This is a genomic window from Enterococcus infantis (genome assembly GCF_049166715.1).
Classification (GTDB): domain Bacteria; phylum Bacillota; class Bacilli; order Lactobacillales; family Enterococcaceae; genus Enterococcus_C; species Enterococcus_C leclercqii.
In genome coordinates this window covers 165233-179349 of sequence record NZ_JBMHFB010000001.1, presented here as the reverse complement: position 1 = coordinate 179349, position 14117 = coordinate 165233, and the positions used below count along the sequence as shown (strand labels likewise).

General features: G+C 44.1%; 10 protein-coding genes. 5 read left to right on the top strand and 5 right to left on the bottom strand.

From position 1 onward, the window contains the following. Positions 1-318 precede the first annotated feature (318 nt). The gene (locus ACOMA8_RS00775) at positions 319-489 is read right to left on the bottom strand and encodes a hypothetical protein (RefSeq protein ID WP_202622172.1); all 171 of its coding nucleotides are present in this window, start codon (positions 487-489) and stop codon (positions 319-321) included. Between the two features lie 296 nt (positions 490-785). Between ACOMA8_RS00775 and ACOMA8_RS00770 the strand changes: the two genes are divergently transcribed. From ACOMA8_RS00770 to rlmN, 4 genes are all read left to right on the top strand, one after another. Continuing rightward, positions 786-3221: a DNA translocase FtsK gene (locus tag ACOMA8_RS00770; RefSeq protein WP_421367579.1), complete on the top strand. Its 2436-nt coding sequence runs from the start codon at positions 786-788 to the stop codon at positions 3219-3221. A gap of 406 nt (positions 3222-3627) precedes the next feature. Continuing rightward, on the top strand, positions 3628-4377 hold the full coding sequence (locus tag ACOMA8_RS00765; RefSeq protein ID WP_421367577.1) for an ABC transporter ATP-binding protein: 750 nt from the start codon (positions 3628-3630) through the stop codon (positions 4375-4377). Beyond that, on the top strand, positions 4367-6184 hold the full coding sequence (locus tag ACOMA8_RS00760; RefSeq protein ID WP_421367574.1) for an ABC transporter permease: 1818 nt from the start codon (positions 4367-4369) through the stop codon (positions 6182-6184). The genes ACOMA8_RS00765 and ACOMA8_RS00760 overlap by 11 nt, the downstream gene beginning before the upstream one ends. A gap of 201 nt (positions 6185-6385) precedes the next feature. Continuing rightward, positions 6386-7480: a dual-specificity RNA methyltransferase RlmN gene (rlmN, locus tag ACOMA8_RS00755; protein ID WP_161899211.1), complete on the top strand. Its 1095-nt coding sequence runs from the start codon at positions 6386-6388 to the stop codon at positions 7478-7480. Between the two features lie 556 nt (positions 7481-8036). Here the strand turns inward: rlmN and ACOMA8_RS00750 are convergent. From ACOMA8_RS00750 to ACOMA8_RS00735, 4 genes are all read right to left on the bottom strand, one after another. Further along, the gene (locus tag ACOMA8_RS00750) at positions 8037-8981 is read right to left on the bottom strand and encodes an RNA-guided endonuclease TnpB family protein (RefSeq protein ID WP_421367571.1); all 945 of its coding nucleotides are present in this window, start codon (positions 8979-8981) and stop codon (positions 8037-8039) included. Between the two features lie 365 nt (positions 8982-9346). After that, positions 9347-9919 carry an aminoglycoside N-acetyltransferase AAC(6')-Ii gene (aac(6'), locus tag ACOMA8_RS00745; protein WP_161899209.1) on the bottom strand — a complete coding sequence of 191 codons (573 nt, stop codon included), beginning with the start codon at positions 9917-9919 and terminating at the stop codon, positions 9347-9349. A 340-nt stretch (positions 9920-10259) separates the two neighbouring features. Further along, positions 10260-11090 carry an NUDIX domain-containing protein gene (locus tag ACOMA8_RS00740; protein ID WP_421367567.1) on the bottom strand — a complete coding sequence of 277 codons (831 nt, stop codon included), beginning with the start codon at positions 11088-11090 and terminating at the stop codon, positions 10260-10262. Between the two features lie 129 nt (positions 11091-11219). Then, positions 11220-11495: a hypothetical protein gene (locus ACOMA8_RS00735; protein WP_161899207.1), complete on the bottom strand. Its 276-nt coding sequence runs from the start codon at positions 11493-11495 to the stop codon at positions 11220-11222. A gap of 366 nt (positions 11496-11861) precedes the next feature. Here ACOMA8_RS00735 and metG point away from each other — a divergent pair, with 366 nt between their 5' ends. Continuing rightward, the gene (gene metG, locus ACOMA8_RS00730) at positions 11862-13868 is read left to right on the top strand and encodes a methionine--tRNA ligase (protein WP_161899206.1); all 2007 of its coding nucleotides are present in this window, start codon (positions 11862-11864) and stop codon (positions 13866-13868) included. Positions 13869-14117: the final 249 nt, after the last annotated feature.

The following is a 14117-nucleotide window of genomic DNA, read 5'->3' as shown; positions in this document are numbered from 1 at the left end:
GAAGGCGTATGCTCCGAAAACAACGGCGATTTTGGCTAGGCTTTATCGTGTTCATTATTGGTTCAACATGTTTGCTTTTGTTTTTTTTATACATAGTTTTGAAATTACTTGGAATCAGCTTTGTCGTCTGAGATAAGGGTGAACCTTTTCTTTGACGTCAAACAATTGTGAACCCAAAAAGACCTATGACAGATCAGAAGAGTGATCTGTCATAGGTCTTTTTCTGTTACCGGAGCTCTTTGGTATTATCAAATGAGCGCCTGTTCATGGAGCACCAAAAAATAGGTGAACAGCAGAGAGTGCCAAGAACGACTGTAATCAGTAAGCAATCAAACGAAAAATCCCTACAAAGAATGCCTTGGTTTTACGAACGAATTCATTTTTATCGTCCAAGGTTTCGTACACTTCACGGATTGTACGTCGAGTCAGCAAATAAAACAAATAGACGCAAATTGCTGTAAAAAATGCCAAAAAAAATAAAACCTTCATATTCTCTTTACCCCTCAACCTTGCTTTTTTACGCATGATAGTAGCAGCTACTGCAAAAGGACACCACATCCTTTCACGAATTTTAGCAGAACCTTTTCCAAAAGAAAAGTCAAACGTTTTGCATCAAACCTTGAGCTGATGTCAGCGATGTGAAAGTCGTTAGTCAAGCGTGTAGCGGAGGGGTTCTTCTTTGCGGGTAACATTTTTGCAAATCATCTATTTTCTTATTTTAGGAAAACTTTTGTTCCCATAGTTTTTTTTGTATAATGAAAAGGATGAAATGAGGGAGAAGAGTTATGGCACAGAAAAAGAGCCAACGTAAAAAGACGAAAAAGGAGCTGGAGCAGCAGGAAAAACTGACGGTAGTCCTAGTGGGGCTGTTGTTTGTCCTTTTTGCCGGCTTCGGTTTGTTCAAATTAGGATTTCTTGGGACTTTGATTGCTAACTGTCTACGAGTCATTGGTGGGAATACTTACCCATTATTATGTGTGGGGTTGGGAGCATACGGCATCTGGCTGATGGTGAAAAACACTCAGGCGCGTTTTAAGAATCGTCGCCGAATTCTTGGTATCTTAATGATCTACTTGGGAATCCTGTTGATTTTTGAGGCGCTGATGTTTTCTAAAGTATTGACGGCAGATTCAGGGATTCTCAAAACGACCTGGTCACAATTGCTAGTGGATATTCGTGGCGGGACAGTTGCTGAAAATGTCGGCGGCGGCATGCTGGGGGCATTGCTTTACAGCGGAACTTATTTTCTGGTTTCTCAAATCGGCAGTTATCTGATTGCGGCACTATTGATCGGTTTTGGTCTGTTTCTGGCGAGTATGCTCAGTGGTGGTGAAGCTGTAGAACACCTGCAGCGGACCGGTCAAAAAATTGGCGATCTGACCGCCGGTAATCCAGAGAAGAAAGCTGCCCGAGTGGCAAAAAAAGAAGCCCGCCAAGCGGAAAAAACGGCTCGTATCGAGGCAGAAAAAGAAGCTGCCCGTCAGCAGATTGCTGCTAATGAGCGCAACCAGGTTCGGCCCATGACAGAAGGCGAAAAGCTAGCGCAAGCCCAGCAAGAGGCGACAGCACCAGTTATTGAACCGCAGCAAACGGATTTGCCGGTGATTATCGACGACTTTACTCAGCAGGCATATGCTGCAGGAAAAACCAACGGGGATAGTCATGCTACGGCGGCTAAAATGAAAGCCGCAGCTAGCGGGAGTGAGGAAAGCGGTGGGGAAGACGACGGTGAAGATCTGGAATTCGAGATTGCTGAAGAAATCGAGGATCGGGATTATCAATTGCCAACTGCCGATCTTTTGGATAAGCTCCCACCAGCAGATCAGTCGGGAGAATACAAAAAAATCGAGCGGAATATCGGCGTTTTGGAAAATACTTTCAAGAGTTTCAGCGTAGATGCCAAAGTCGTCAAAGCCAGTTTAGGGCCGGCAGTTACCAAATTTGAAGTGCAGCCGGCAGTCGGGGTGAAAGTTTCCAAGATTGTCAATTTGACAGACGATATTGCATTGGCATTGGCAGCTAAAGATGTACGGATGGAAGCACCAATTCCTGGTAAATCGCTGATCGGGATTGAAGTACCCAACAGTCAAGTTTCCACAGTGAGCTTCCGAGAAGTCATCGAGGCTCAGCCTGACCATCCGGATAAACTGTTGGAAGTGCCTCTTGGCCGAGACATTTCCGGCCGAGTCCAGACTGCGGATTTAACTAAAATGCCCCATCTGCTAGTAGCCGGTTCGACAGGGAGCGGGAAATCAGTCGCCATCAACGGAATTATTACCAGTATTTTGATGCGGGCCAAACCCCACGAAGTCAAGCTGATGATGATTGATCCAAAAATGGTAGAGCTGAATGTCTACAATGGTATTCCGCACCTTTTGACCCCGGTAGTGACAAATCCCCGTAAAGCAGCCCAAGCGCTGCAAAAAGTCGTCAAGGAGATGGAAGAGCGCTACGAAAAATTTGCGGCGACCGGTGTCCGCAATATCACCGGTTATAATGAGTTGGTGAATCAGAAGAACTTGGAAACCGGTGAAATTCACCCAACACTGCCTTTTATTGTGGTGATTGTTGATGAGTTGGCGGATCTGATGATGGTGGCCTCCAATGAAGTTGAAGATGCGATTATCCGCTTAGCTCAAATGGCGCGAGCGGCAGGGATTCACATGATCTTAGCAACTCAACGTCCCAGTGTAGACGTCATCACTGGGATTATCAAAGCTAACGTGCCCTCACGGATTGCATTTGCTGTTTCCAGCGGTGTCGATTCTCGGACAATCATTGATTCGAACGGGGCCGAAAAGCTCCTGGGTCGAGGCGATATGCTGTTTCTGCCGATGGGTGAAAATAAACCGATTCGGGTACAAGGGGCCTTTATTTCCGACCATGAAGTAGAGCGAGTAGTGGCTTTTGTAACAGATCAGCAAGAAGCCCACTACGAAGAAAAGATGATGGTAAGTGATGAAGAGACAACTGGATCTGGAAGTGGCAATGGTGAGCCGGAAGATGAGCTTTTCGATCAGGCCAAAGATCTGGTAGTTGATATGCAGACAGCCAGTGTATCCTTGCTGCAACGACGGTTTCGTATCGGCTACAATCGAGCGGCCCGTTTAGTAGACGAACTAGAAGCTCATGGTGTGGTCGGACCATCAGAGGGAAGTAAACCTCGGAAGGTACTAATCGAACCGTTACCGGAGGAAAGCGACCAGCTGCCAGAAGAATAGGCTTTTGAAAGTTTAGGCGTCAATATATTAAAGGGCATGAAGGCGGGAGACCGGTTTTCATGCCTCTTTTTTAAATTGCTGGAAGTGGCGGAGATATTTGTCTTTGAAGCAGCAAGTTTAGCCAAAAAAACACTGTACTAATGGACTTAATCAAATGGATGTTTGAAGGTTCCTTAACTTTTTCCAAAAAGGATACAGGAAGAAATCGCCTGTGTTGCAGCGTTTCTTTGAATAGTAACGGCAAAATTGCTGTAGAATAACAAAAATGTTAGGCGAAGTTATCGGTTAACAATGTTCTTTTTGCAATCTTTTGGCTAAACTGGAGTTTGTAATGTAAAAATGGTTTATGCTGTGGGCTGGCTAATAAACACAAGACAGCAGAAATAGCAAAAAAGGAGCGAATATAGTGCTGCAAGTAGAAAAACTAACAAAAGTATACGGGGATACCGTTCGTTATGAAGCGTTGAAGGGCATTGATTTGACGGTAAATGACGGTGAATTCGTCGGTATCATGGGGCCTTCTGGTAGCGGGAAATCAACGCTTTTGAACCTATTGGCCACCATTGATGAGCCTACGAGTGGGAAAATCTTATTGAATGGTCAAAATCCTCATGATTTAAAGCCGGATGAAATTGCCGCTTTTCGCCGACATGAACTGGGATTTGTTTTCCAAAGCTTCAATCTGCTACCGACATTGACCGTGGAAGAAAACATTGTGTTGCCACTAACATTGGATGGTGAAAAAGTAGCTGTAATGAAGCGAGCCGTTCGTTTGGTAGCTGAACGGCTGGGAATCAGTGACCTTTTGCCGAAACGAATTGCTGAAATCTCCGGTGGTCAGGCGCAACGGGTAGCCGTGGCTCGGGCGATGATCCATAACCCGCAGTTAGTATTGGCAGATGAGCCTACGGGAAATCTAGATACGAAAGCTTCAAAAGATGTGATGGGCTTATTGGCTCAGTTGAATCAAGAAGGACAAGCGACTGTTCTGATGGTAACCCATGATCCGTTGGCTGCCAGCTATTGCAAGCGTATTGTCTTTATCAAGGACGGTCAGCTGATTAAAGAAATTCGCCAAGAGCATGGGCAACAGGCTTTTTATAGCGTAATTATGGAAGAGTTGGCCCAACTCGAGGGGGTTGACAATGAATTTTAATCAATTCGTAGTGCGTAATACACTACGCAATAAACACCTCTATTTAGCTTATTTTTTAAGTACGATGTTTTCGGTGATGATCTTCTTTACTTTCAGTGTCTTTGCGTTTCATCCCATCTTGGCTGACGGTCTCAACCAGCAAGCCCAAACGGGGATGATGGTGGCAGCAGTGATTATTTACGGGTTTGCCTTTTTCTTTGTCATGTATTCCATGGGGGTCTTTTTGCAATCGCGAAAAAAAGAATTTGGACTGTTGATGATTCAAGGAATGAGCCCGTTGCAGCTGCGTAAGATGGTTTTCATCGAGAATCTGGTAATTGGTTTCTTTGCGACAATTGGCGGGATTTTGATTGGACTGGGTTTTTCTCAGCTTATCTTGATGTTGTCTAAGCAGATGATTGGCATTGAATTTGCTTTTTATTTTCCTGTGAAGGCAATCGGAATAACTGCCGTGGCCTTTATGGTTTTGTTCTTACTGATTTCTTTTTTCATCCAGTTCAGTCTGCCAAAGCTAAATGTTCAATCGCTTTTGAAGGCTGGAGAGTTGGGGAAAGGTTCTTTTAAAGCATCGTTGTGGCGCAGTGTGGCAGCTTTGATTTTGATTGGTGGAGGCTATGGCGCAGCATTGTGGGCTCAAGGGACGACAGTTTTCATGGTCTTTATCCCAGTGGTTTTCGTGGTGATTGTGGGGACGAAGTTTCTCTTTGATCAGCTTAGCGTCTTCGTCATCCAGCGTCTTAGAAAAAGAGAACATATTTTTTGGAAAAAGACGAACATGGTAGTCTTTTCTGACTTAGCCTTTCGTATGAAAGACAATGCCCGCTCCTTCTTTTTAGTCGCTATCATTTCGACGGTAGCTTTTGCGGCTATTGGAACCTTATACGGATTTCAGGATATGTTGGTGGGCTCTTTGGACCGGAAACCTTACGAGTTTTCTCTGTCTGACGGCAAGCCGGAACAGGTCAAAGCAATAGATGACCAGTTAACAAACGCGAAAATCGCCTATGAAAAGGTGGATTACCGTTATGGCACCACGGCGGAGTATTCCTTTATTACGGAAGCGGATTTCAATCGCCTGGCCAAAGCTACTGGGGAACAGACTGTTTCGCTGGGAAAATTACAAGCTGTTCAGATTTTGACAGAAGGTGGCGGAATTGACAGTAATAATCGGCAGTCAGCAGTCACAATCGACAACACTGCTTACGAGGTCACCGATACCGTCACCAATCATACCTTAGTAACGGGGATGCAGTTATATGTGATCCCAGATGAGACGAAAGTACCAGATTCCAGTCAGTATGAGACGGTGATTTGGCTGACGCCAGATGCTTCTGAGGAAAAACTGATTACGCTTGGTGATGAATTGACCAAAGCAAATAGAGGCATGATTGCCAAGTCGGCGACACGCCATGAAATCATTGGGATGTATGCACCAATTCTATTTGTAGGTATTTTTATTGGAATCGTCTTTTTTGTTTCAGCAGGATCTTTTTTATATTTCCGTCTGTACAGCGACATGGACCAGGATATCGAGAAATTCCAGATGATCCACAAGCTGGGATTGGCCAAAAAAGAGTTGCGAAAGATGATCTATCAACAGATCGGCATCTTGTTCTTTACGCCAATCATCGTTTCGTTATGCCATGGGGCCGTGGCTTTAACAGCCATGTACCATATGTTCAATATGAAGATGCAGCTTGCAGGTTGGCAGGTGTTGGGCATCTTTTTAGTGATTCAAATCGTCTATTATCTAATAGCTCGCAGCTTTTACTTCCGTAAGGTTTATAAAACGTTGGTGGCGAGTTGATATTTCAAGGTCTCTGTCTTTTGGCGCTTGTGCCAAGCAGAGACTTTTTTGTATTGAAAATGGCTGTGGAGTGTCGACTTATGAGATTTTCGGAAATCATTAAGATGCGATAGACCCGATTGCGCTGCGTCAAGATTTCCGTTATAGTAGGAACGATGTTTTTACTTGAGCAAAGGCCGCTGAGAATACTTTGCCAATCATATGAAACGAGGGAACGACTTGAATCCATCTATTTACGGAATGACCAAACCTCAGTTGGAGGAATGGTTCATCGATCATCAGGAAAAAAAATTTCGGGCTGCCCAGGTCTGGGAATGGTTATACGAAAAGCGAGTGCAAAGCTTTAGCGAGATGACCAATCTTTCTAAAGGACTGATTGAAAAGCTGACAGAAAACTTTGTTATCAATCCGTTGAAGCAAATCGTAGTGCAAGAAGCCAAAGACGGCACTGTGAAATATTTGTTCGAATTGCCGGACAAAATGATGATTGAAACAGTTTTAATGCGTCAAGAATATGGAATGTCTGTCTGTGTGACGACTCAAGTAGGCTGCAATATCGGTTGTACTTTTTGTGCTAGTGGTCTGCTGCGAAAACAACGGGATTTGACTGCCGGTGAGATTACGGCTCAGATCATGTTGGTACAACGTTATTTCGACGAACGAGGGCAAGAAGAACGGGTTTCTCATGTGGTCGTGATGGGGATCGGGGAGCCTTTCGATAATTACGACAATGTTATGCAGTTTATCACCATCATCAATGATGCGAAGGGACTGGCGATTGGTGCTCGTCATATCACCGTTTCTACAAGTGGCTTGGCCCGTAAAATCCGCCAGTTTGCCGATAATGGGTTACAGGTGAATTTGGCAATCTCCCTTCATGCACCGAATAACGAAGTGCGTTCTTCCATGATGCGCATCAACAAAAGCTACCCAATTGAAACGCTGATGGAGGCGGTAGATTTTTATCTGTCGAAAAATAACCGACGCATCACCTTTGAGTACATCATGCTTCACGAGGTTAACGATCGCGTTGAACACGCGCAACAGTTGGCAGATCTTCTGCAAGACAAAAAGAAACTAGCCTATGTTAATTTGATTCCTTACAACCCCGTCAGTGAACATGACCAATATTCTCGTAGTGACAAAGAAGATGTCCTGAAGTTTTATGATGTTTTGAAAAAGCGGGGCATTAACTGTGTTATCCGAAAAGAACACGGTACTGACATCGACGCTGCTTGTGGTCAACTCCGCAGCAAGCAACTAAAAAAACAAAAGCAAAAAAGAACGGCCAGCTAATGACAGCTCTGACATAGGCTGTGACAATAGTTGAGTCACCGTCCTACGAAGCGAACAATACCAAACGTGAGCCTTCAAAAGCCGACGATCTTCCATTAAAATCATTGGAAGATCGTCGGCTTTTCATTGCTAAAAATTTCAAACACCGACTCACCTTGACTTCATCAAGAAAAGTCAGCCTCATTCACTTCTCTTTACACGTATGGGATTGTTCTCTCTTCGGACTAAGACATCAAGAGGGTCCCAAATTTTCCTCACCCGTATACTTTTTATTAATTGTGATTAAACATCTGCTGCTTAGCACTTGGAAATTACTTAAGTCACCTTCCATTTTTTTGAAAAATCGGTATTGAGTAGTGGTTTTTCTGTTGGGCCGGCAGCAGCTGGCAGTTGGTGAAAACACAAGGAAAGCCGCGAGGGGATCGCGGCTTACTTAAATGGTTTGTTATAATTAGTGGACAGTGATTCCTAGAAACAAAAATACTGTGATTTTTTCTATACCCTAGGCGATCCCTGGAGTCCCTTCCAGTTCATAAGCAACTGCTGATTTATCAGTTCAGGCATTTTTGCTGAGGGTTTGGAGATTGACGGTTTTGCCGTACCAACGTGCTTTGTATTTTAACTTTTGCAGGAACTTTTGCCAATCTGACCAGTTGAAAGCTACAGCTGACTGCTTTGGCTCAAAGCAAATAATAATCTCATCAAAATCTTTGACTAAGGTCAACGAGAGCTCGTCCATATAGGCCTTTTGCCGAGCCCGCTTGTGGCGTTGGAGATCCATGACGCGATTTTTTTGCTTCTGATAATTTTTGGCTTCCTTTAGTTTTACCAATCGGCGGCGGGCGCTGAGGGCTCGAATTGCCAAGCGTCGTTCTTCTTTGAGGAGTTTTTCGGACAGCTCCTTTTGACAAAAGCCAAGACCAGAGAGTGGCGCATCGGCCAAAACCAATTGTTGGGGACAAAAGCGGATACTGATTGTGCGGCTTGTCTTGGGTAGGTGTGCCACTTGCTCTTCGCATAAAAGGGAAACATAGAATTCTTCGAGGTTTTTGGCAGAAATAGTCGCAGACTTGATTTCACCCTTGATTTCTCGATGCAACAGCAGCGGGATCAGTGTTTTGACCTTGGGTAGCTTCAAGCGGCCGGTTTCAATGCGAATTGTCCCTTGTTGATTGTTAGTAGTGTACGATTGCCACATCGCCTTTTTGGTTTTCAATTTGGGATGACTGCAACGACCGGCATAGTAGTTGCGAAAGGCTCGATCCAGATTTCGTTGGGCATTGGCTAACGCCAGACTGTCGGTTTTTTTCAAAAAAGGATGCTTTTGTTTCAGCTTTGCAGGGGTTAACAGCTCGCCAGGATCATCTCGAAGATCACGATATTCCCGATTTTTTAGCAGGGAGTTATACGTAAAACGAACGCATCCAAAGGTTTCGATAAAAAATTGACGTTGCTCAGAAGTCGGATAGATTCGAAATTTATAGGCCTTCAAAACCTTCAAATGGTTCACCCCCGTTATGCTGATTGATTGGCAGCTCAAAGCTTCCAGTGAATTATCTGAAAATTAAATACTTTCAGAGTTGTATAAAATATTAATGAATGTTTATGAAAAAAGCAAGAGGGTTTCGGATATTCTTGATAAAAAAACAGCTGTAAATCGTTTGGAAGTTTCTGGATAATCGCTAAAGATAGCTGTAATAGCCGACTGGATTCGCTAAAAGAGAGTATTCAAATTGCAATAAATAATTTGTGACTTCTTGATTTTTTCTTGTGAAAAATAAGAACCAATTGCTGATAAGGTTAACATAAAAAAGAAAAGGACCAGCTGCTTAAAGAATATCCAGCAGCTAGTCCAATTTCTAGCAATCAGTCCGTTGTGGGCTGTTTTTTATTCAGATCATATGGCGGCTGTAAGATGCGTTTAGCCATCAGAATGTCGGGTTTGTTCCAACCGTTGGCATCCGGGATCACACCGACAATTTTATAGCCCTGCTTTTCATAGAACTCATAAGGATGATGATCGAGATTTTCGATTTTAGAAATCGCAGTCAATGGGTCTTCAAACAGATCCAAATGGCTGAGACTGGTCTGTGACTTTTCATCATCGGTACCCAAATAGACAGTGATGCCGCCGCGAGTCTCAATCTCATCTTCAATAAAAGTCATCAAACGAGCACCGATTCGCTGCTTGCGGTGGCTGTCTCGTACGACCAGTGGATGAATCTCCCAGCCCGTGTTGCCGTATTGCGGAATTGCGCCGACAAAGCCTACCAGTTCATCATTGTCGATAGCAGCGATGGCTAAACGTTCACTGCTCATCAGATGATCGACTTCTGTGGTGGCATTGGCACCGTATGTTTGAGGCCAAGTCAACGCTAGCATGTCTGCTAATTGGACTTTCATTGAAGGGTCTTCCCGATCGAATTCTGTTACGATCATTTCATCACCTGCTTTTTCATTTAGTGCTATTTTACCAGTCTTAAGAAAAAGCCGGTAACGATTCGCCTTTACAGAAGCCGGCTGAAAACTTAAGTAACTAAAAGGGAGTCAAAATTCATATTTTTAAGCGCAAAAGGCAAATCCATTAGTCTATTCAAGGGTGAACACAGGCTTAAAAATTGGGATGCTGTTGGTTTATGATTTGAAATAAGAAAAAGACGACTAGGTGCCACTGATTTTAGTGGCGGCTAGTCGTCTTTTCCTTACAGTTCACATTTACTCGTGTGTGCCTTTATAAGAGGGGGACAGAGTTAGGGTCAACGCGTATGAATTATTCAATTTATCTTCTGCCAGTAAGCACTTCTTTTTTTAGCTGGTAAATCTTGGAAGGACGCCCAATTCCCAATGGCCGTTCACCAATTTCATCAAAGTACTGCAACATGGCCTTTTTGTAATTGGAATGATCAATGGAGCGAAAATCCACGCCCCAGAACTTGGCAAATACTTTGCGGGCTTCGGTGATGGTAAAGGTGTCACCTAGAACTTGCAAAACCAACGGCTCATGTTCCATTTTATTCGCCACGCGTTTGAAGGCTTTCAAGATGATCTGGCTATGGTCAAAGGCCAACGTGTCGTGCCCGGTGGAAACCCCAGTATTTAAGTCCAAAATGATTTCAACACCGCCGGAATTCAAGCACAGCTGATTGCCGCGACGTTCCATATTGAACCAACGAACTTCATTGGCGTCGTCACCTGCGATGAGGGGCTCTTCTCCAATAAAAGCCAGATAACTGACTGTCACGACCCAGCCTCGAGGATCCCGATCAGGAGTGCTGAAGGTGTGGAGTTGTTCGATGTTGTGTTGGCCAATGGTGACGCCGGTTTCTTCTTTGGTTTCCCGAATAACACTGTCATCAGTGGATTCACCTTGTTCAACAAATCCACCCGGTAAAGCCCATGAGTTGCGATATGGATGACTTTTACGACGAATCAGCAAAGTTTTTAATTGATCTTCTTCCTTGTTGTAACACATGAGAACCATGTCAACAGTCAACGAAGGTTTGATGTATTCTGGGTGATCCTGGCGATGATACCAGTCCAAAAATTCTGCTTCTGTGGCAGATTGTTCGTAATATTGTTTTTCGGCTGCTTTATCAGCAAATTCTTTCATGAGAGACCCCCACATTTCTCAGATGGTAGACCCATGGACTGGCTGTTCTTCACGCAGCACCAGGCCTAGTTCTTTCCTATTTCTCATTTATTGTACCATGTTTGGCAAGCAGTGTTCGGTGAAAGGCGACTAACGAAAAATAAATGGAATCACCAGGTTGAACAAAAAGAGGACTAAATAAAAGGGCACAATCTTTTTGGCACGGTCTTTGATGGCGATAAAGCCGCTAAAGGCAATGCCGGTTAAGAAGACGGCACGAATCAGTTGAACAGCGGTTAAAAAGCTGCGCAAGTGATCGTGAGTATTGAAATAGGCGGAAAGCGTCGGGTAGAAGGTACAAAAAACCATATGCACGAAGGTCAATACGGTAATGATTGTAATTAAATAGCGGTGTTTTTTTTCCATAAGCAGCTGCCGAAAAACTGGCAGGGGTCAGCACTTCCTTTTATAGAGAATGGTCACAGCCTAAAAGGCGGACCTCGAATTTTTATTATAGCATTTAATGTTTCCAAGGGCGATGGGCAAAGGGTCCAGCGGGTAAAAAAGCAGTTAAACATCAGGTGATTTGTGGTATACTAGCAAAGAATGAGTGCCAGTCAGAAGGGAATCTCGACAGAAAATCCAGGGTGCCGATCATCTGATAGGACAAGCTGAATCTCTCTTGACAGACTGAACTTACTTATCTGAAATCCCGCAATCTGACGGTTGAGCAATACGCCAGGCCGGCTGAATGCCAAAAAGGATCCAAACGATCATCAAGGAGGAATCAACGTGACTGAAAAGAAAACTTTTTATATCACGACACCAATCTACTATCCTAGCGGGAAACTGCATATCGGTAACGCGTATACGACAATCGCCTGTGACGCAGTGGCTCGCTACAAACGTTTGATGGGTTTTGACGTCTTTTATTTGACCGGTGTCGATGAACACGGCCAAAAAATCGAGAAAAAAGCGGAAGAGCTTGGGGTAGCCCCTAAGGAATATGTTGACCGCATGGCAGCAGATGTCCAGAAACTATGGAAATCTTTGGACATCAGCTATGACAAATTTATCCGCACGACAGATGACTACCATCACGATGCGGTTCAGAAGATTTTTCAACAGCTTTTAGACCAAGGGGATATCTATTTAGGTGAATACGAAGGCTGGTATTCGGTTTCTGATGAGGAATACTTCACTGAAACACAACTAGCTGAAGTTTATCGGGACGAAACGGGCAAAGTCATCGGCGGAAAAGCGCCAAGTGGCCACGAAGTTGAGTTGGTGAAAGAAGAATCTTACTTCTTCAAGATGAGTAAATATGCGGATCGTTTGCTGGAATACTATGAAACGCATCCGGAATTTATTCAACCTGAATCCCGTAAAAATGAAATGGTTAATAATTTCATCAAGCCGGGGCTAGAAGATTTGGCGGTATCTCGGACTACCTTTAAGTGGGGAGTTCCAGTTAAATCTGATCCAAAACACGTAGTCTATGTCTGGATTGATGCTTTGAGCAACTACATCACGGCTTTAGGCTATGGTTCTGACGATGACAGCTTGTTCCAAAAATTCTGGCCAGCGGATATCCACATGGTAGGAAAAGAAATCGTGCGTTTCCATACGATCTATTGGCCAATCATGCTGATGGCATTGGATCTGCCTTTGCCGAAGAAAGTCTTCGCTCACGGCTGGTTGTTGATGAAAGACGGCAAGATGAGTAAATCAAAAGGTAACGTTGTCTATCCGGAGATGTTGGCAGAACGCTATGGTTTGGATGCTTTACGTTACTATTTGTTACGTTCTGTACCTTTTGGCTCAGATGGGGTTTTCACACCGGAAGATTTTGTTGCTCGGGTGAATTATGACTTGGCCAATGATTTAGGAAATCTGCTGAACCGGACCATTGCTATGATCAATAAGTACTGTGACGGCCTAGTACCAGATTACAAATCCAAGGTGACTGCTTTTGACAGTGAGCTGTCCACCACAGCTGCCAATGTTGTCGGCCGCTATCACCAAGCAATGGAAAAAATGGAATTTTCTACTGCCTTAAGCGAAGTTTGGGCGTTAGTTTCCCGGGCCAATAAGTACATTGATGAAACTGAGCCGTGGGTTTTGGCAAAAGACGAAGCCCGAGTGGATGAGTTGAATTCAGTAATGGTTCACTTGGCAGAATCACTGCGAATCGTAGCGATTTTACTACAGCCAATTATGACAGAAACTCCGAAAAAGATTTTCAAACAATTAGGTTTGGATCCGGAAACGATGAACTTGGAGGGCTTGCATTTCGGCGAATTCCCAACTGGTACCAAAGTCGTTGCCAAAGGGACACCAATCTTCCCACGTTTGGAAATGGAAACCGAAATTGCTTATATCCAGAAGAAAATGGCAGAAGGTGCCGGGATTTCCTCTGAGTCTGTCAAATGGGATCCAGAGGCCACCGATTTGACTTCTGAAAAAGGCGAGATCAAGTTCGATGATTTCGAAAAGCTGGACTTGCGAGTAGCCGAAGTTATCGACTGTAAGAAAGTCAAAGGCGCCGACAAGTTGTTGCAACTGCGGTTGTCTGCGGGTGACAATCAAGACCGTCAGATTCTTTCCGGCATTGCCGAATACTATCCAGATCCATCCTCTTTGATTGGCAAGAAAGTCGTTATCGTTGCCAACTTGAAGCCGCGAAAGATTCGTGGTTTGGTCAGCCAAGGCATGGTGCTTTCTGCTGAAGATGACAAAGGCAATTTGAAAGTTGTCGAAGCGCCAAAAGGAATGCCAAACGGTGCGGGTATTGCCTAAAAATTTAAATGAATACTGGATGAATGTTAGATGAATGATACGTACCTTGTGAGCAGTTGTCTGTTCACAGGGTACTTTTTTGTATGAAGAGAAGTACAGGATTCATTGAAACTCGCGTATAAGAATAGAAGCGGGTTTCGCTTCTTTCTATCTGTGGCAAATTTGGCGTAAGCGATACCCGCTAGTTTTGTAAAAGTCCATTATCAAAAAACGCTCCGGCACACAGTTTAACTGGTGCCGGAGCATTTT

Excerpts from the sequence above, each read along its gene's own strand:
- ACOMA8_RS00775 (WP_202622172.1), bottom strand. The coding sequence starts at position 489 with ATGAAGGTTTTATTTTTTTTGGCATTTTTTACAGCAATTTGCGTCTAT.
- ACOMA8_RS00770 (WP_421367579.1), top strand. The coding sequence starts at position 786 with ATGGCACAGAAAAAGAGCCAACGTAAAAAGACGAAAAAGGAGCTGGAG.
- ACOMA8_RS00760 (WP_421367574.1), top strand. The coding sequence starts at position 4,367 with ATGAATTTTAATCAATTCGTAGTGCGTAATACACTACGCAATAAACAC.
- rlmN (WP_161899211.1), top strand. The coding sequence starts at position 6,386 with ATGAAACGAGGGAACGACTTGAATCCATCTATTTACGGAATGACCAAA.
- ACOMA8_RS00740 (WP_421367567.1), bottom strand. The coding sequence starts at position 11,090 with ATGAAAGAATTTGCTGATAAAGCAGCCGAAAAACAATATTACGAACAA.
- ACOMA8_RS00735 (WP_161899207.1), bottom strand. The coding sequence starts at position 11,495 with ATGGAAAAAAAACACCGCTATTTAATTACAATCATTACCGTATTGACC.